Annotated in this window: 12 protein-coding genes; 8 read left to right on the forward strand and 4 right to left on the reverse strand. The window is 51.7% G+C overall.

The features are described from left to right. Positions 1-31: 31 nt before the first annotated feature. Positions 32-460 carry a T9SS type A sorting domain-containing protein gene (locus BLX24_RS18040; protein WP_071504589.1) on the reverse strand — a complete coding sequence of 143 codons (429 nt, stop codon included), beginning with the start codon at positions 458-460 and terminating at the stop codon, positions 32-34. A gap of 119 nt (positions 461-579) precedes the next feature. Beyond that, positions 580-1,818, reverse strand: a complete 1,239-nt coding sequence (locus BLX24_RS18045; RefSeq protein WP_071504590.1) for an MFS transporter — start codon at positions 1,816-1,818, stop codon at positions 580-582. Between the two features lie 252 nt (positions 1,819-2,070). On the opposite strand from BLX24_RS18045, the gene gcvH reads away from it, so the two are divergent. The 6 genes from gcvH (at position 2,071) to BLX24_RS18075 (ending at position 6,354) form a co-directional block, all read left to right on the forward strand. After that, positions 2,071-2,454 carry a glycine cleavage system protein GcvH gene (gene gcvH / locus BLX24_RS18050; protein ID WP_071504591.1) on the forward strand — a complete coding sequence of 128 codons (384 nt, stop codon included), beginning with the start codon at positions 2,071-2,073 and terminating at the stop codon, positions 2,452-2,454. Between the two features lie 88 nt (positions 2,455-2,542). Continuing rightward, on the forward strand, positions 2,543-3,832 hold the full coding sequence (locus BLX24_RS18055) for a dihydroorotase (protein WP_071504592.1): 1,290 nt from the start codon (positions 2,543-2,545) through the stop codon (positions 3,830-3,832). Between the two features lie 22 nt (positions 3,833-3,854). Then, positions 3,855-4,406, forward strand: a complete 552-nt coding sequence (locus BLX24_RS18060) for a DUF4199 domain-containing protein (RefSeq protein ID WP_071504593.1) — start codon at positions 3,855-3,857, stop codon at positions 4,404-4,406. Positions 4,407-4,487: 81 nt separating this feature from the next. Further along, complete coding sequence (locus BLX24_RS18065; protein WP_071504594.1) at positions 4,488-5,003, forward strand: DUF4199 domain-containing protein; 516 nt, start codon at positions 4,488-4,490, stop codon at positions 5,001-5,003. Between the two features lie 256 nt (positions 5,004-5,259). Next, positions 5,260-5,979: a gliding motility-associated ABC transporter permease subunit GldF gene (gldF, locus tag BLX24_RS18070; RefSeq protein ID WP_071504595.1), complete on the forward strand. Its 720-nt coding sequence runs from the start codon at positions 5,260-5,262 to the stop codon at positions 5,977-5,979. Positions 5,980-5,988: 9 nt separating this feature from the next. Then, the gene (locus tag BLX24_RS18075) at positions 5,989-6,354 is read left to right on the forward strand and encodes a VanZ family protein (RefSeq protein ID WP_071504596.1); all 366 of its coding nucleotides are present in this window, start codon (positions 5,989-5,991) and stop codon (positions 6,352-6,354) included. A 69-nt stretch (positions 6,355-6,423) separates the two neighbouring features. Here the strand turns inward: BLX24_RS18075 and BLX24_RS18080 are convergent, their stop codons facing one another. After that, the gene (locus tag BLX24_RS18080; protein WP_071504597.1) at positions 6,424-7,788 is read right to left on the reverse strand and encodes a tetratricopeptide repeat protein; all 1,365 of its coding nucleotides are present in this window, start codon (positions 7,786-7,788) and stop codon (positions 6,424-6,426) included. Positions 7,789-8,034: 246 nt separating this feature from the next. Between BLX24_RS18080 and BLX24_RS18085 the strand changes: the two genes are divergently transcribed. Both BLX24_RS18085 and BLX24_RS18090 read left to right on the forward strand, forming a co-directional pair. Next, entirely contained in the window at positions 8,035-9,303 is a 1,269-nt protein-coding gene (locus BLX24_RS18085; protein WP_071504598.1) for an MFS transporter, read from the forward strand. Between the two features lie 181 nt (positions 9,304-9,484). Then, positions 9,485-10,993 carry a flavin-containing monooxygenase gene (locus BLX24_RS18090; RefSeq protein ID WP_071504599.1) on the forward strand — a complete coding sequence of 503 codons (1,509 nt, stop codon included), beginning with the start codon at positions 9,485-9,487 and terminating at the stop codon, positions 10,991-10,993. Positions 10,994-11,056: 63 nt separating this feature from the next. On the opposite strand, the gene sov is transcribed toward BLX24_RS18090, so the two are convergent. Continuing rightward, positions 11,057-18,661, reverse strand: coding sequence for a T9SS outer membrane translocon Sov/SprA (gene sov / locus BLX24_RS18095; protein ID WP_071504600.1), 7,605 nt, complete (start codon positions 18,659-18,661; stop codon positions 11,057-11,059). Positions 18,662-18,817 lie beyond the last annotated feature (156 nt).

The following is an 18,817-nucleotide window of genomic DNA, read 5'->3' on the forward strand; positions in this document are numbered from 1 at the left end:
AAGATTAACTATCTCGCAACTTGGATTAAATCTAATTCATTGTGATGTTTCGTTGCGGCAGCGTTTCGGTGATGCCCGGCGTCGCTAACTTAAAGCTGCGTTCCTGAATTTGTTTGCCGTCGGAAATCTGGAAGGTGTATAACCCGTCGGCAAGTTCGCTCAGGTCAAAACGCTGGCGGAAAGTCGTCTTCTTTGAGTAGATATCGCTTTCGTAAACGACTTTCTGCTTGCTGTCCATGATACGCATGGTCAACCGTTTGGCAGGGATTCCCTTTTCGACAACCATCCAGAGTTTGGAAGGGTCGGATGCCGGATACATGGCCAAAGCCAGATTCTGTTCAGGCTTCGCTTCGTAATAGGTTTCAGTGGAGGCTTTTGCCTGCGCATTAGCCCATGATGATACAGCTACACATGTGGCCACCAGCAGGGCCTTGCCGAAAGATTGACGTAACGTTTTCATTGAGAGTTCAGTTTTTTGTTGTTTACATGCTAAAGATGACAACAACTGACCCCAACGTTGCATTCGGTGATGAGCGGCCGGAATAAAGGACAAACGGCACCTGTGCTGTATGAACAGCACTACTCGGTATATTCCAGTTCTTTGCCGAAGGTTTCGTCTATGTTATAGATCGACCAGAGGCCGATGGCGAAGCAGACCAGACCAACAATGGCCCCCGCGCTGATGACCCCGACCGATGCTTTCAGCGCCTGAAAAGCCGGAATACTCAGCAGAGTAGTGGCGCGCACATTGTTGGCGACAGACGTAGTGGCTGTGGCCCGAAGGTTTGTGCCGAAATTCTCCGCCGTAACCGTCAGGAAAAGGGCAATGTAGCCAATGGCAAAACCCATACCCGAGCACACCATATAAAATGTATTGGCCGACGAGATGCCGCCGTAGAGGTAGATACCCACAAAAAGCATGGTTAGTCCGGTCATGATACCGATTGCTTTCCGGCGCGAATGCAGGTAATGGCTGAACGGCCCGCTGATGAGGTCACCGACCACCACGCCGATGTAGGTAAACAGAATGCAGCGGCCTGCCTGAATATCGGTGATCCCCATGGCTGCGCCAAATTCGTTGCCAAAGGTGGCCAGAATGCCGATGACATAGTAGGTCGGTACGGCAATGCCCATACATAGCAGGTAACGGACGAGGCGGTGGCGGCTAGTGAAAAAAGCAGCAAAGCTCCCGCGTTTGATCCGGTCCTGCTGAATTTTGACAAACATGCCTGACTCCAGTACGCCGAGCCGGAGCAGCAGCAGCCCCAGACCGAGTCCGCCGCCGATGAAATAAGCTGTCCGCCAGTCAGAGCCCTGTACCGTAAAAAAAGCAACCACTGCCCCGAGCAGACCAATCCCGGCCACCAGTGAGGTGCCGTAACCGCGCAGGTGTTTGGGCAGCACTTCGCTGACGAGCGTAATGCCCGCTCCCAGCTCGCCCGCGAGGCCCAGACCGGCTACGAACCGGAGCCAGGCATACATATCGGGGCTTTTGACGAAACCACAGGCGATGTTGGCCAGCGAGTAGGTAATGATAGAGCCGAAGAGGACCGACAACCGGCCGCGCTTATCCCCCAGAATGCCCCACAGAATGCCGCCAAGCAGCAGACCGGCCTGCTGATAATTGTAAATTTTTCCGCCGATGATGGAAATTGACTTTTCGTCGAGCGCAAGGTCTTTCAGGCTGGGGACGCGTACAATATTGAAAAGCAGCAGGTCATAAACATCCACAAAGTAGCCCAGCGCAGCCACAATAACGGGCAGGCTGAACAACGCACGGAACGAACGGGTTGTGTCGGTATCGAGTTGGGTTTGCATAGGGTCAGTAACTTACAAGCCACTAGTTTACTGTTTTTATTGACAGCGTGAACATTTTTTTGAGAGGACTGCCCGAATTTCGGACATAGGCGGCTGCCATAAACGGGACGATAAACAGGTTGCCGGTTTACGATTAGCCTGCCTGTGCGGTTATGCTGTCAAAAAACATCCCTGTCAAACCCCCGCCTGCTGTAAAAAAGGTTGCAAATCCCACAGAGCCTTCCGTATTTTGCATACCTAATCAATAAACGAATGAACTTCCCCGCAGAACTTTTTTACACACCGGACCACGAGTGGATTCGGTTTGATGCCGATGGCACAGCTGTAATTGGTATTACTGATTTTGCACAGCACGAGCTGGGCGATATCGTGTATGTGGATATCAATACAATTGGCGAGGTATTGGGCAAAGGTGATGTTTTCGGTACGGTTGAGGCCGTAAAAACAGTATCTGACTTGTTCCTTCCGGTTGCCGGTGAAGTGCTTGAGGTAAATCCTGAACTCGACGGCGCTCCGGAACTGGTAAACACAGAACCTTACGAAGGGGGTTGGATCATTCGGGTTAAACTCGCTGACGACGCTCAGAAAGACGACCTGTTATCGGCAGAAGCCTATCAGGAGCTGATTGGTAAATAACGAGTTATAAAGATAGTGTCAAAGGCTCCGATAGGGGCCTTTTTTTTAGAATTGACATTCCTGTCGGAAGGAGTGACAACCCATATCTATGCAAATTCTTCTTCGTTCTGCCCGCATCGTTGATCCGCAGTCGCCTTTCGACGGGCAGGTGACCGACCTTTTACTTGAAAACGGCCTGATCCGGCAAATCGGCGAAAACCTGACGGCCAGTGAAAATATCCGTGTGATCGAACACGAAAACCTGCATGTATCGCCCGGCTGGGTTGATCTGCGGGTTGCCGGTAAAGATCCGGGTTTTGAGCATAAGGAAGACCTCGACAGTGTCTGTGTTGTAGCGGCGGCCGGTGGGTTTACCGACATTGCCCTGCTGCCAAACACCCTGCCTGCGGTAGATAACAAAAGTACCCTGGGCTATATCCGGCGAATGACCGAAGGGCATCCTGTAACGGTATACCCCATTGCCGCCATTACCAAAGGAGCGAAAGGAGAGGACTTTACCGATATGATCGACCTGCATCATGCCGGAGCCGTGGCGTTCTCTGATGGCGACCACCCGCTTCAGAATGCCGATCTGCTGGTGAAAACCCTGCAATACCTGAAACCATTCAACGGGTTGCTGATGAACCGGCCGGAAGAAAAGATGCTGACGCGCTTCGGGCAGATGCACGAGGGTGTGCAAAGTACGTTGCTGGGGCTCAAAGGGCTTCCGGCACTGGCTGAGGAACTGATCGTTGACCGCGATCTGCGGTTGCTGGATTATGCCCTTGGCAAAGACCCTGTTTCGGCACCTGTGCTCCACTTCTCGACAATCTCGTCGGCACGGTCAGTCGAACTGATCCGGCGGGCGAAGGCGCAGGGGTTGCCCGTAAGCTGCGATGTGGCCGTGCACCAGCTTGTTTTTGATGACTCGGCCCTGGCCACTTTTGATACCAACCTGAAAGTTGATCCGCCGTTCCGGTCAAAGGCCGATGTGCAGGCGCTTTGGTACGGGCTCGCCGACGGCACTATTGATACCATTGTGTCTGACCACAATCCACAGGACGACGAAAGTAAAAATATTGAGTTCGACCTCGCCGATTTCGGAATTACCGGACTGGAAACCCTGTTTGGGGCGCTGGTAAGCCATAATCAGGGTCTATCACTCGGTCAGATTGTGCATAAACTGTCGGTCCGCCCACGGCAGATTCTGCGGTTACTGCCGGTAACCATTGATCAGGGCCAAGCTGCGACCTTAACGATCTTTAATCCGGAACGGTCCTGGACGTTTGCGCAGACGCTGTCGAAGTCAAAAAACTCTCCGTTTCTGGGTAAAACACTGACGGGCGCAGTACTTGGTATTATCAATAAAGGACAGTTTGTGCAGAACGCCGGCATCTAACTGTTTGCAACAAACAATTTTTATGAAAAATGTGATCGCCTATTTTAACCATCCGCTGCTGAAAATTCCGCTGCTGGTTGGTGTACTGACCGGTGTGCTGTGCTTTGTTTATTTTCTGGCGTTATACGGCCTCGGCATTCCGCCGCTGGGCAACCATAAATCGCTGGATTTCGGCATTCATATCATCACCATGACCGCGACCGTCTGGTATTACCGCAAGCACATTGGCAAAGGCCGTCTGCATTTGTGGGAGGGTATTTCCATCTGTTATCTGATCAATACCATCGGGGCTCTGGTAACCGGCTGGGGGATTTATTTTTTTGTGACACAGATTGATCCTGCTGTTTTTCAGCAGTTTCTGGATAACTCGCGGGCGCTGGTGCTGGAAGGCGAAAAAGACATTGTCCGGCAGTTGGGCGCGGATCAGTTTAAGACAATGCTGGCCAATATCAGCCGCATTCAGGAGGGGGATCTGATTTACGACGAACTGTTTAAGAAAACTGCGCTGGCCGTATTACCGGTTCTGGTCATTTCTCTGATTTTCCGTAAGCAGGATTATAGTGTTCTGGAATAGCAATAAGGGTATGAATGGTGTATACTATTTGTATATTTAACAAACTAAACCTCCGCTTCAGCGGGAAATGCAACTACAGACATGGAAGAAAAAGTATCCTCTGCCCGTTTTGCCCTTAAATGGGGCGTTATACTGGCTGTTGGCCAGATCTTGTTTTCGACGGCCCTGTATATGACCGATCAGATGGGCAATGCCGGCCTGTCCTCGCTGTCATACATTCTGATCATTGCTGTTCTGGTGATGGCAATGCGTGATTTCCGGTCGGCCAATAACGGGTTTATGAGCTATGGCGAAGGCCTTGGCCTGAGTGCATTGATCGGCGGCGTGTCGGGGCTGCTGTCAAGTGCCTTTTCGGTATTTTATACGACGGTGATCGATACAGAAGTAATGGGGCGTATGGTCGACCGTGTCCGCGAAGACCTGGAAGCCAAAAACATTCCGGATGCCACGATTGATGCCCAGATTGGGATGATGGAGAAGTTTCAGTCACCCGGCTTTCTGTTTATTTTCGGCATCATCGGAATGATTGTTATGAGCGTTATTTTCGCGCTGGTGATTGCGGCCATCCTGCGTAAAAATAAGCCGGTATTCGAGTAGGGGCGACCCCACGTGGTCGCCCGATTGATAGACCCGTGGTCGCCCGCACGGGTTATTGATTGGGCAACCACATCACATGGGGCCGCCCGTACGGGTTATTGATTGGGCGACCACGTGGGGTCGCCCGTACGGTATATTGGTTGGGCGACCACGTGATATTGATTGGGCGACCACGTGGGGTCGCCCGTACGGGTTATTGATGTGCAAAAAGGCAGGGTGATTCGCATAACCGGCTCTTTAAATTCGTTAATGCTGCATGTTTGCTGTTTTTCGTAAAGAAGTTAATCAATTTTTCAGCTCACCCATCGCCTACATCATCATGGCGGTTTTCCTGACGGCGTTAGGGTTGTTACTCTGGGTGTTTCCGGATACCAGTCTGCCGGAGTACGGATATGCTGACATGGGTACGTTTTTCAACCTGACGCCGTATGTGATGCTGTTTCTGGTTCCTGCCATTACGATGCGGTCCATCGCAGAAGAAGTGCGGGCCGGGACGCTCGAATGGCTTCTGACCAAGCCCGTAAGCCGCTGGGGCGTTGTGGGGGGGAAGTTTCTGGCCAGCTGGTTGCTGGTAGCCGTTATTTTGCTGCCGACGCTGCTGTATTATTATTCGCTCTATCAGCTGGGTAATCCGGCCGGAAACATCGATTCGGCGGCTGTGAGTGGCTCCTACATCGGCTTGCTGCTGCTTAGCGGTGTATTCGTGTCAATCGGATTGTGGGCTTCTTCGTTGAACGACAATCAGGTTGTTGCCTTTGTCCTGGGCGTATTTGTTTGTTTTTTACTCTATATCGGCCTTAGTGCGGTTGCCGGTCTTGACATACTGGGTAGCCTGGCCTATTATCTTGCTTACTTTGCGCTCGATGAGCAGTACCGCGCGTTGGGTCGTGGTCTTATCGATTCGCGCAATGTGGTGTATTTACTGAGCCTGACGGCCTTTTTTCTGTGGCTGACAGTACGCCGGTTATCGGCCTGATCTCACGTTATGGATGTTCTGAACCAGCTTATTACCCGTAAAAACTTCTGGCGTCTGGCTATTCTGTGGACAGTCATTATGTTTATCGGATGCGCCTGGCCCGGCAACGGTATGCCAAGTGTCGATAATTTCGATAAAGTTGAACACCTCGGTATTTTTGCACTTTTTGCCTGGCTGTGGCTACGGGCCGGGCGGAGCGTTACCTGGGTGCTCATCGCCGGTATTATCTATGGCATGGGTATCGAGGTATTTCAGGGCGCTTTTCCGGTGCTTAAACGCTCGTTTGATCTCTACGATGGTATAGCCGATGCCGTCGGGACAGTGCTTGGCATTCTTGTGGCCCAGATTCCCGTTTTTAAGGCGGCTGATCATTAAGTCCCTATGCATAAAAAAAGCGGTCAGGCTAGCTTAGCCTGACCGCTTTTTTTATGGGGTTTGTCCGGATTAGCGCTGTGCGGTTACCCGGTTACATTTTTCACCGATCACTTTATAGGCCTGCACGAAGCCAAGCTCACCCGCGCGGCTCAGGTCAGCACAACCGGCTTGCTCATCGCCGGTATCGAAGCGGATAATACCCCGCAGATAGTATGCTTCAGCATGACGTACGTTCAGCCGCGTAGCGCTGTTGCAGTCAATAATGGCCCCTTTCTGATCGCCCAGTGAAGACCGGATAACGCTGCGGATAAAATACGATTCTGAATTTGACGGGTTCAGTTCGATCGCACGGTTCATATCGGCCAGGGCGGCTTTACCTTCTCCCTGAGCGTTTTTCAGTAAACCACGCATCATAAATGCATCCGACCGGTCGTCCTGAAGTTCGTTAATTAACCGGTAACGGTCTTGCATCAGGTTGTTCAGGATCGGCAACAGGTTGGCCGTAATGAAATCACTATAGTATGCTTTTGTCTGAATCTGGGTGTTTCCCATTTCAATCGATTTGTCGATATCGCCGATAGCCTGTTTGTTGCTGCCCAGGCGGCTGCGGCAGAAGCCACGGCTAAAGAAGGCACGGAAGTGCGATGGGTCAAGCTGGATGGTTTTGTCAAAATCGGCCAGGGCACCTTCAAAATCCGTCAGGCGGGTTTTGGCCAGCCCGCGGCGGTAGAATAATTCAGGGTCGTTCGGGCTGATTTCGATGGCGCGGCCAAAGTCAGCCAGTGCTCCTTTCGGATCGTCCAGTTTGTACCGTGAATAGCCACGGCCGGCCAGCGCTGCCGATTTGTTCGGCGATTTCTCAAGTGCCAGCGTATAGTCGGCTAAAGCACCTTTGAAGTCGTTGGTCTGGCTTTTTACGTTACCGCGTGCCGTCAGGATATTTACGTCATTCGGGTTTAACGTGATGGCTTTATTTAAATCGTTCAGGGCACTTGCGTAGTAGTTAATCTGAGCCCGGCAAATACCACGGTGGTAATACAGCATGGCATCATTCGGATTCAGGTCAATAGCGCGGTTAAAGTCCTGCATGGCCCCCCGGAAGTCGTCCAGCTTGGTCCGGTTAATACCACGGTACAAATACGCATTGGCGTCCTGTGGATTGAGTTCGATGGTTTGATCAAGGTCTTTAATCGCTCCCTGAACGTCATTCAAACTGATTTTGGCGAGTGCGCGGTTATAATAACTTGGCGCATTTTCAGGATTGAGAATAATGGCGGTGGTAAATGCCTGTAACGCGCCCGCATAGTCTTTTGCGTTAATTTTCTGGACACCTTCGTTGAAGTAGTCTGCTGCGGTTTGTGCCGATTGGCTATACACCAATCCAGGTAGTAGGCATCCTGCGAGTACAAGGATACGGAGTAGTGGTTTTATCATATAGGTTTACAGTAAATTACGGGTTAAAAAAGTTACTATACGGTAAAAGTAATTCTATTGGATTGCGCTACCAAGTAATTGTGCATAAAAAAATTAAGATGCTATCACGTATGTAAGTTAACTTATGAGGGTAATTGTAAACATAATGCCGGATTATTTAGACTCAGCTGGATTGTCCCGGATTGCTTTCTTTTATTAACCAAAAATCCTGAGCAATTTCGGGTACTAAACCCTGAAAAACATCCTATGGAATCTGCTGTTACCGAAACAAAACCGGTATCTTTCCGCCCGCTTTTTTCGCTTGCCGTCATCGTCTCTGCCCTTGGTTTTTTTGTCGACGTATACGACATGCTTATTTTTAGTATTGTCCGCGTGCCTAGTCTGAAAGGGCTGGGGTTCGACGAAAAAGGGATATCAGAAGCAGGAACCTTTATTCTGAACTGGCAGCAGACGGGTCTTGTCATCGGAGGAATTCTGTGGGGTATATTAGGCGATAAAAAAGGCCGTATGTCGGTATTGTTCGGCAGTATCGTTACCTATTCACTGGCAAACATTGCCTGCGGTTTTATACCCTATGTAACGTTTATGCCGATTGTCGACTATTATGCCCTGATGCGGTTTATTGCCGGTGTAGGTCTTTCCGGCGAAATCGGAGCCGCCATGGTGTTGGTCTCTGAGATCTTACCAAAAGAAATCCGTGGCTATGGTTCGGGCATTGTGGCAGGAATCGGGTATCTGGGGGCGGGTGTCGCGTTTCTGACCCAGGCGCTGTTCAGCTGGCAGACTGCGTTTTTTGTCGGTGGGGGCATGGGGTTGTTGCTGTTATTGCTCCGGGTCAGTGTATTTGAGTCAGGACTATTTGATCACTTAAAGAAAGAACAAAAGCATGTCGGACGCGGAAATTTTCTCGCCTTCTTTACCAGCTGGCCTAAAGCAATCAAATACCTTCGTTGTGTGGCCGTTGGTGTTCCTACCTGGTTTCTGGTCGGGATTCTGGCAACATTTGCCAATGAGTTCGGGCAGGCTATGGGCATTGCCGAAAATGTTGTTCCCGGTCAGTGTGTATCAATGATTTATCTGGGTATGGCCGTTGGCGACCTGTTATCCGGGCCAGCCAGCCAATGGTTACGCTCACGGCGGCGGACCGTTATCTACATGTTAACCGGGAATATGCTGTTCTGCGGTGTCTTTCTGTTTGGCGGCTTAAAAACACCGGCGGCGGTCTATACGGTTTGTCTGTGTGCCGGCTTCTGTACCGGCTATATTGCCATGTACCTGACCATGGTCGCTGAGCAATACGGCACAAACCTGCGGGCAACAGCCACTACCTCGGTGCCTAGTCTGGTGCGGGGCATGGTAATTCCGATGACGTTTATTTTTCAGTGGTTAAAACCATCCTTCGGTGCGCTGGTGAGTGCCGGTATAGTAGGGGCTGCGGTTTACCTGTTTACGTTCTGGTCGCTAAGGAATATTGAAGAAACCTACGCTAAAGATCTGGCATTTCTGGAAGAATAATATTTAATGGTTGCCGATGGGTACGGGTTGTTCTGCCGGTTGCTCATGGATGTGAGTGATCATAAAGGCATAAGTCAAAACGCTAAGGGCCATCATTAAGGCCGTTACCCTCTTTCGCTCGTTCTGTCTTTCACCCTTTGCGCCATCGTTGTACTTTTGATACGTTTTTTGAGTACAACGTATGAAGACAACTATTGATGTGGCAGTGATCGGGGCGGGCTTTGCGGGGATAGGGGCTGCCATTCGGCTGAAAAGTGAAGGCCATCACTCCTTTGTCGTGCTGGAACGGGCGGCGTCGATTGGCGGTACCTGGCGCGAAAATACCTATCCCGGCTGCGGTTGTGATATCCCCTCGTATTTATACTCCTTTTCATTTGCGCCGAGCGCGGCCTGGTCGCGGGTTTATGCGGGGCAGGCCGAGATTCTGGCGTATCTGAACGATTGTGTGGCCAGCTATGATCTGCAACCACATCTCCGTTTTCAGACATCTGTCGTTAAGGCGGTTTTTTCGGAAGCTCACGGACACTGGACACTGACAACGCAGCGAGGGGAGGTAATAACTGCCCGTGTCGTTATCAGTGCAATCGGCGCGCTTGATAAGCCCGCATTCCCCAAAATAAACGGGATGGAGGCTTTTCAGGGAACTGCTTTCCACTCGGCCCGCTGGGATCATGCGTGTGATCTGCGCGGCAAACGGGTGGCCGTAATCGGAACAGGGGCCAGTGCGGTCCAACTGGTGCCGGAGGTCGCCAAAGTGGCCGGTGAACTGCGGGTTTTTCAGCGAACAGCTCCGTATGTAATGCCACGGCTTGACGGCCCGGTTCCCCGGTTTATGCAGTCCGTACTGCGTACACTGCCGGTAGTCCAGCGGATTCTTCGCGAAAGCATTTACTGGGTAAACGAAGGGCAGGGCCTGAGTTTCTGGGGGCACAAGACCCTGAACCGCATCGGAACGTGGCGCGCACTTCGCCACCTGCACCGTCAGATTGCCGATCCGGCGCTTCGCCGGCAGCTGACCCCGGACTATGTACTGGGCTGTAAGCGGGTGCTTTTCTCGAACGACTACTATCCGGCACTCACCCGACCCAATGTGTCACTGGTGACAGAGCGTATCGCCGCCATAACGGCTGATTCGGTTAAAACGCAGGACGGACAGGAATACCCTGCCGATGTCATTATTTATAGCACCGGTTTTCAACTGGCAGGCGGACTGTTTTCCATGCCTTTTATCGGGCGGAACGGCCGTACCCTTATCCAGGACTGGGTCTCTGACGGGGTGTCATCCCTGCATGGTATGGCTTTTTCCGGATACCCGAATCTGCTGTTGCTAGTGGGCCCTAATACCGGCCTTGGGCATAATTCAATCATTCACGTGATTGAGTCGCAGATAAACTATGTACTGGATTACATACGGTTTCTGGACCGATGTGGTCCGGACGCCGCGCTGGATGTCAGGCCGGAGGTCCAGCAGCAGTACCAGGCATCGCTTCAGCAGCGGTTTTCGCCGACGGTCTGGGCTTCGGGGTGCCGGAGCTGGTACATGGATAAACAGGGTAGTAATACCGCCCTCTGGCCAGGCTCCACTATGGACTACCGGGCACGGACACGGCGCATTAACCCCAACGATTTTACGGTTATTCACGGATATCCGGAGAAAGTTTATACGGCTCCTGACGATGTGTTTGTGTAGCCTGCCGACCATAAAAAAAGCCCGGATAGGCGTCCGGGCTTTTTTTATTTATTATCGGTTTCGTTATTCGGCCAGATTGAAGCGTACCTGAACCCCGCCGGCCGTTGTGGCCCGGATAAACGAGTTCGACACGAGCGGGTTGTTAAACGTCCGGTCGAAATAGAAGTTCAGATTCAGCCGTTTGTTGACTACATAACTCACCTGCGGACGCAGCTGGAAATTGATGTTACCCGACGTAATGATGTGCTCGGCATCCAGTTTCCGCTGAATTGCCCGGGTATCCCGGAAGGTCAGGTTACACGAGAAGGTCAGGTCATTTTTCAGTCGTTTGTAGCCTCCGTTAATTTTGAACGGTACCCGGAAATTACTGCGTGTAAAGCCGATCCGGGCTGTGATGTCCTGGTTGTTCAGATCAGCCACCTGCGAGTTTGACAGGTTCAGCGCCACGTCGCGGCTCTTGTTATACTCCAGACCACCGGTAATCCTGTTCTTTGTCTGGAACTGAATACCGATCAGCGGAGCAAATTTTTCAGACATCGTAATGGTACTCATCACAAAGATCGGGATGTATTGCCCGTCGAGGTTAACCTGATTGGCTAGGTTGTAGCCCATAACTGCCAGGTTTACGTATTGTGCACCGTAGTCCAGCGATGAGATATAATTACCGACGCTGTATGTCGAGGTATAACTGTGGGCCAGTACAAACGAACTGAACACTTTCTTAAACGGAGCCAGATTCGACAGACCATTATAATCAACCCGCCAGTTAGGCAGCGGGAAGTTATAGAACGGCGATGTGCTGGTTTTCATCGGGCTCTGACCGCTGTAGGCCGCAAAGAATGCCGGAATCAACACATCCTGCGAATTTTTGTTGTATTCACCGGCACTCGGATTCAATTGTTTTAACCGGTTCAGGATGATCTCACGGAAGCCTTCAAACCGCTCGAAAATCGGCGATGAGTTGTCTTTCCGGATGGGATCAAAAGCCGTTCTGAATGACCAGAACGACATGCTGAACTGACCGTTACGAACCGGACTCTGGCTTTCGTACTGCCCGTTGGCACCCGGCCTGAACCGTTCTTCGTAGCTGTCTGTACGCGTCAGGTTCATGTTGATCGTCATCCGGAAATCCTTAAACGGTTCCAGGTTGGTACTGGCCGAGAAACGTTTGCCGATTGTTTGCTGGAAAGCGGTGTTTTGCTCTGTACTTTTCGAAATCCAGCCACGGTCAGCGGCCTTATACTGAATATTCCGGTCCTGCGAGCCTAATACAAAAGGCAGACCGGGGGCTAAACTGCCTTCGGCCATACCAAAGAAACGCGGAGTGGGCAGAAATCCTGGTAACAGGGTCGACTCCTGAATTGTATACGAGTAGTTGATACCACGGATGGTCATCAACAGCCGTGTCGCACTCTTCAGCAGCTTGCTCTCCGAACGCTGGATTTCTTCATCATCCCCCGGGCTGCGGGAGAAATTTTTCCGGACCGGCGATGGCGTATTGGCAAAACGCAGATAGCGTAGCTTGTTATAGAGACGGACCAGGTCGACACGGCCTGAAATTCCCCGTTCACGGTTATTACGGACGATGTTACCAAACAGGTTTCCGGCAGAATCGGCCAGAGCGTAGGAGTTTGCCTGGAACTGATAGCCGATATTGTAGGTAACATCGGCAGACATCCAGTCTGTAAGCGGTAGCTTATCCAGTGGCAAACGATAGGTAGTCCGGATTTCCTGCTGGAAATTCTTCAGACGCCCCAATTGTTTCAGGCTGCGCAGCATCGAGTCGCGTTTAACCTCCGTGTTAATTTCGCCGTATGGCTCATCAACAATGGCATTCGCCTGGGCTTTATAGGTGATGTTGATGCTTTTTGTCAGGGCCCAGCTCAGGTCGTAATACCGGTTGAACAGGAAGTATTTTTCAAACTGGGGCGATACACCATTTGTCGTCAGATCAGAACTGCGGTACTGGGTTTTGATGAAACTCCGGTCCAGATCCGTGCGGAATGAAACAACTGTTGGCAGCAAAGACAGGTTGAGGTCTTTCAGCCAGAACAGGTACTTACGTTCCAGACCTGGTACATTCTTGAAGGGCTCCCATGATACGGGTCTTGGCGTAAAATTATAGGCAAAGCCGCCGCGATATTGCCGCTGGAAATACTCCTGCATCAGGATGTTCTGCCGGCGTCCTTCGTTGAATGCGTAATTGAACGAGAAATTCTCAATATCATAGAAATGACTTTTCGCATTGGTACTGGTTTTGACCTTCCGTACGTTCGACAGGTTGATGCCTTTCCGGTAGTTGTTATCTTCAACCATGCGGCGGTAAGCATCACGCTCTGACTCCGGCAGCGTCGACAGGGCCTGTTCCAGTGGCATATCCGGATCAAGCGGATTAAAATGTGGAATGATGCGGCGCATGTCATAGTTGACATACATCGGAATCCGCAGCCCCCAGTCCTGCGGGAATAGTTTATCCACCGCGATTGACGAAGAAATGCCAAACTCCATCGACGTTTCCTGAGACCGGTCGCCGATTTTGGTCTGAACTCCGCCAAACCCAAAGGTCGAGAGTTTCCCGGACGCCTGTACCGTGGCAAAATCGGCCAGTTTGGCATTCAGTGTGCCAACGGCTGCTGTACCGCCTGTCTGGTCATAGCCATTGGTACGGAGTTCATTTACCCAGATGGTAAATGTTTTCGGCAACTCGTCCGGCGATTTGGGATTTCTCACCCCAATCATGATGGTCTGTACCGAACTTAAATCCGGGTTTCCGACGACGGTAATCGGATAATCTTTTCCTTTGTCTGTATTCGTATAAACAGTCGTATAAGGAAGGCCTGACGTCCGGCCGGTCAATTTGTCCCGTTCTGCCTTAGCATTGACCAGGGCTTTTAAGTCGACATCCAGTTCGTTTTCAGACGGCCAGATTTCTGTATCAGCCTGCGCATTGGCTGGCGTCACTTTCAGTCTGGGAACTTCAATTTCGTAATAGTTATTGAGGTAATCCGTACCAACGCGGATAAAAGCCGAAACCTGACCATCGGCTGCCGTTCCATTGCCGTCTTCGCCGTGCATGTGGATAAACATCTTCAGGCGCTGACGGAACAGCAAATTCAGGTTGGTGATTTTAAAGGCACCCCGTGAGTCACCGTCCCGCAGGTTTTTTACCGACATGGCCATTGATTGTTCGTTCAGCTCTACGTTCGCGATATTGGTATAGTCACGGTCACGCTGGAAGCCCGGCGGTACGACATAGGTATATTTCGGGCTGGCCGGATCTGATGTTCCCTGGCTGTTTTCTTCGATGTTTACGGTCGTTACCTTAAACTGAGCATCGTACGGCTCCGGTACTTCCTGCAGGCCGCGCTGGTTCAGATCGCCGGTATATTTCCGGTACTGGTTGGCTTCCAGCTGTAGCTGAGCAAACCGCAGCACTACCGGTTCGGCAAAGTCGGTCAGGTACATCCGCATGAAACGAATGGATTTGAAACCGTTGATGCTGCCTATTTTCCGCAGAAACTCCCGCACCGGAATCCGGAACTGGTACCAGGTGGCACCGTCGGTGACAACTTTATCGGTAATGTAACCTTTCCCGACCTCTAACCCGCCTTTCCGGAGGTCAATTTCATACTCGTAATACGCTTCGTTGTCGTTGATGGTGTTATCGGTATTAAGGTCTTCAATGTCCGGCAGGTTATTGTTGGCAGGAGTCAGCAACTGATCGGTCGCACTGTTTTCAGGAGAGTTGTTCTCCATACCCATGTACTTTTTGTAGCGGCTGACGATGTATTTCGCCTGATTCGCTTCTGCACCCAGGTAAAACTGGAAATCATCGTTCGACGGATCATTCAGGATCGCGCTCAGAGCGGCCGGGTCGGTAACGCGCTGGCGGACGGCATCAATAAAGTCTTTGAAATAAGCCCGCTCGGCGGCGTTGCCTAAGCCGTCGAGACCAACATCCTGCCGTTCGCGTGCCCCCGCCTGGTTGGTGAAGGCATTGGTCACAAACTGCTGACGGGTTACCTTACCCCATGCCGTTGAGTCAACGCCGGCCAGGTTGTTCCGGTCGTTTGGATCGTCGCTGATCGGCAAACCGTTCTCAAAGTTGTAGCGGCTGTCTTTGATGACATCTTCCGATACGTCGCCGAGGTTGAATATGAGTTTACCGCCGGTCGTGTTGTTTTTGTTTTTGGTGTTATCCGGATAGGCCCGGACAACCCCGTCCTGCCCTTCGATGAATGGGTCCAGCATCCAGAAGGTCAGGTTCTCAACGTTGACATTGTCGAAATCGTTGTCCGACGTTACGGCGCGCATGATGGCCCCGAAGTTCTGACGCGGGTTTTTCAGCTTACCGTCAAAAGTCAGATCGCGGTTGTAGTTGTACATACCCCGCTCTTCCGGGATATAGGCTACATCCAGTACGTTGGCCGGTTGCTGAACAGTTGGTACTGAACGCCCCGGGAAGAGTGTAGTCGGTAAATAGTATCGTTCGTAAAAGTTCCGTTTCTCAACCTCCGTCAGGTTTACGCTCGCGTCCCCGATGTTAGCGTTTTCGTTATAAATCGTCTGGTCGACGGTATACACCGAAATACGCGCGCGGTTATAGGCATAAGGCAGCGGGTCGTTCGGCGTACCCTGCGGGAACTGCTGCGGTGTCGAGCCCAGACGCCAGCGGGTTGGCTGGCGCGTCAGGTCAAAAATCGTCCGCGTGGCTTCAAAATCGTCGATAAACGAGTTGTTGTTTACCCGCGGTGCCACGCCCGGAATCAGCTGGGCTACCTCCCCCTGGAACTGGATATTCGACATTTCCTTGGTCTGGATAAAAGGCAGCCAGTCCATGAACCGGGTCAGTGCGGCTGAATTTTTCCGGATGTTGGCGCTTACCCCGAGCATGGTGTTGTTTACCGGCTCGTTGCCGATAGCCACCCGCGTCAGGAAGCCGGCCGGCGTCTCCTTCATCTTCATGGCCGTCAGGCCGAAGGTAACATCAGGACTCAGGGCATAATCGAGGTGAGTACCGACCAGGGTCCGGATCTGGTTCTGGAACATATCCGGCAACTCATACGAAATTTTTACCTCGCGGCCGGAGTTCAAGACGCCGTCATTCATCAGCCGCAACGATCCGGATGATTCATCAAACTGATAGTCCTGCCCGGGAGAGAGTGGTACGTTACCGGCGATAACCTGCACAGAGGCGGCCTTAACCCCGAATGGTAACTGGACGACCTGACCGGTTGAAGACTGGAAACTACCACGAATAAAAAACTTGTTTTTATCTGGCAGCTGCTGGGCATCGGCCAGGGTCTTCCGGTACAGTTCGTTGAAGACATATTTCGCCTTCAGGTCTTCTTCTGAGGGGAGGAATTTGCCTGAAAGATATGACCCGAAAGGCTCCAGTACCGGGAAAATGACCCGCCCATAGCGTGGGTCTATCGTAACATCTTCGACATAATCGAAGTTGCCGTCGGGCTGCCGGTCCTGCATCTGGTTCAGGACGTCCATGTTGAAGACCTGGACTAACGGACGGTTGCGCAGGTTTTCCCCTTCCTGAAGGTTGGGTACATCCATGCCGGTGATATCATCCTTGTAAATCAGCCGGAGCTGGAAGTTCTGCTTTGTAATCTGCGTGGTGTTGAGGGAATAGATGTTTTTCATCATCAGATCCCACATCGGCAGCTGCAGGTTGTTCCGGATCGTCGCCGATTTCAGCAGCTTTAACACCAGTACCTCATCGTCTTTCCGGTTCTGGTAGTTTTCGGTAAGCTCACCTACCTGATAGCGTTGGCCCTGGTAAGTATATTCGTACGAAACGGCCAGCACCTCGTCGTTACGAAGAGGCGTTAAGAGCGAGATATATCCCAGCTGCGGATGGAATTTGTATTCACGGTCGGTCAGGCGTTTGGCGCCGCGCAACAGGTCATAATCACGGCCTTTCTGCATGCCAAACGACGATTCTACTATATTGGATGTCTGATCGACCTGGCGTAGCTGGTTTGTTGTGCGCAATTTTTCATACAAGGCGTTGGTACCGTTGTTGACCGGTGCGCCTGCGCGAACAGGTTGCAGGTTGCTGTTAGTCGGGTTGTTGAATTTGCTGCCCTCACCCAGATCGGAGAAACCGGCGATGTTCCGCAAGCTTTCGGTAGTGTTGGTACGGTTGGTCACATAAACTTCCACCCGCGTAATGGTTACCCCTGAGGTAATTTGCGGGATGTATCGCAGTGAGCGTTCGTATTGATCGCGGAAATACTGCGACAGGAAGAAGTGCCGGTTTTCGTCGTACTGATCAGCACGGATTTCATATTGTTTGCCGACAGAACCGTTACGCAGGGTAATTTCCTGCTTTTTCGAACGCTGTTGTGAGGCAACCAGCGTGGCCATTAAGCGGCCAAACCGGAGCTGTGCCTTGGCCCCGAACAGGTTCTGCACGCCCGGAATCAGCTGACTGTTGATGTTCCAGTTGATATTACCGGCTTCCAGGCCCTGAATGATGCTTTCGTTTGTCGGCGTAAAATCAGGGATACCCGGCATCCCCGGCTGACTTAATCCGGATGAATTCATCCCCGGCATGCCGGGCATTCCTGGCAGACCAGGTTTATTTAAGCCGTTCAGCCCGTTCGGCATATTGGGCAGGTTCGGTAAAAGACCTTGCGGTTTATAATTGACCTTCAGCGCATTTTCGAAGTTAAAGCTTGACTTGGTATCATAATTGGCCATGACGCCGAGCCGCTCCCCGATCTTTCCGTTGAAGTTGATGTTAATCTGCTCGTTGAAAATAAAGTTACCGGTCCGCCGGAACTGAACAGGCAGTACCGGGTTGTCGATAAACTGATGCAGGTACCCGAAATCAAGGGTAACAAAGCCATTTGGTTTGAAGTCGACCTGGTTGCCGCCGAAAATCCGGTCAACAATTGGCGGTAATTCTAGTTTAGGTATCAGACCCCGGCCACTGAGGGCACTTTTACCATCCTGCCGGGCACTGTATTCCCGTAGCAGCGATTCCTGCGCGCGTGCATTTTGCAGGCGGTTGTAGGTCGCATACGGAATGGTTTCGGCCGGACGCAAATACAGACCGTTCTGTTCTGTGTTGACGCCTGGTGTCGGCGGAGCGGTGGCTACGCGGTTATTGTTCGGCGGCGTTGTAATGGGTGTATTCGGTGACGGCGTCGAAGGCGACGAAAGGGATACGCCCGGACGGACGCGCTCATAAACGCCCATCTGGCCATTCGGATCGAGTCTGAATTCGGTTGAGACACCCTTCGGGTCACGGAGAATATAGGGCGAACGCGGAGGGCGTTCCGAAAAACGGGTTGCGTACCGGTCCGGCCAGTTTACGGTTGGCCGCCGGTTTGCGTTACGCAGGGCACGGATACTGTCGGCCCGCTCCTGGGCCAGCCGGGCAGCCTCCACGCGTTGTGCGTTGACGGATGACGTGCTTTTTGGCGGTGTCTGACGCTTTGTTGTATCAGACGTTGCCGGCCGGCGATTGCTTCCGCCCCGACGGGAAGGTGTTTGTTGCGCCAGGCTAACGGATATTGAAACTGTAAAGACGACGGTGCTTAACAGCGCCAACGTCGTAAAACGCGGCCAATATCGCCCCGACAATGCCCTTAAAAGGACGTTATTGGCCGGGAAAGGTAACCTGTGAACGGTGGATAGGTTCACCATTTTGAATCTGCTGAATCTGGTAGTACTACGAACGATATAGAGTTTCCCAAGTTGTCTTTACTTCAAACGGCGAATAGCGTGCCAATCGTCTGTTTGGGGGAAAATTTTTGGTTGATAAAGGCCGGTGTGTATACGCGTTGCCGGCATAGCCTGCGT

This window comes from Arsenicibacter rosenii, from assembly GCF_001870735.1.
Taxonomy (GTDB): domain Bacteria; phylum Bacteroidota; class Bacteroidia; order Cytophagales; family Spirosomataceae; genus Arsenicibacter; species Arsenicibacter rosenii.

Coding starts and splice junctions, on each gene's coding strand:
- gldF (WP_071504595.1), top strand. CDS start 5,260: ATGTTTGCTGTTTTTCGTAAAGAAGTTAATCAATTTTTCAGCTCACCC.
- BLX24_RS18080 (WP_071504597.1), bottom strand. CDS start 7,788: ATGATAAAACCACTACTCCGTATCCTTGTACTCGCAGGATGCCTACTA.
- BLX24_RS18075 (WP_071504596.1), top strand. CDS start 5,989: ATGGATGTTCTGAACCAGCTTATTACCCGTAAAAACTTCTGGCGTCTG.
- gcvH (WP_071504591.1), top strand. CDS start 2,071: ATGAACTTCCCCGCAGAACTTTTTTACACACCGGACCACGAGTGGATT.
- BLX24_RS18090 (WP_071504599.1), top strand. CDS start 9,485: ATGAAGACAACTATTGATGTGGCAGTGATCGGGGCGGGCTTTGCGGGG.
- BLX24_RS18085 (WP_071504598.1), top strand. CDS start 8,035: ATGGAATCTGCTGTTACCGAAACAAAACCGGTATCTTTCCGCCCGCTT.
- BLX24_RS18040 (WP_071504589.1), bottom strand. CDS start 460: ATGAAAACGTTACGTCAATCTTTCGGCAAGGCCCTGCTGGTGGCCACA.
- sov (WP_071504600.1), bottom strand. CDS start 18,661: ATGGTGAACCTATCCACCGTTCACAGGTTACCTTTCCCGGCCAATAAC.
- BLX24_RS18065 (WP_071504594.1), top strand. CDS start 4,488: ATGGAAGAAAAAGTATCCTCTGCCCGTTTTGCCCTTAAATGGGGCGTT.
- BLX24_RS18055 (WP_071504592.1), top strand. CDS start 2,543: ATGCAAATTCTTCTTCGTTCTGCCCGCATCGTTGATCCGCAGTCGCCT.
- BLX24_RS18045 (WP_071504590.1), bottom strand. CDS start 1,818: ATGCAAACCCAACTCGATACCGACACAACCCGTTCGTTCCGTGCGTTG.
- BLX24_RS18060 (WP_071504593.1), top strand. CDS start 3,855: ATGAAAAATGTGATCGCCTATTTTAACCATCCGCTGCTGAAAATTCCG.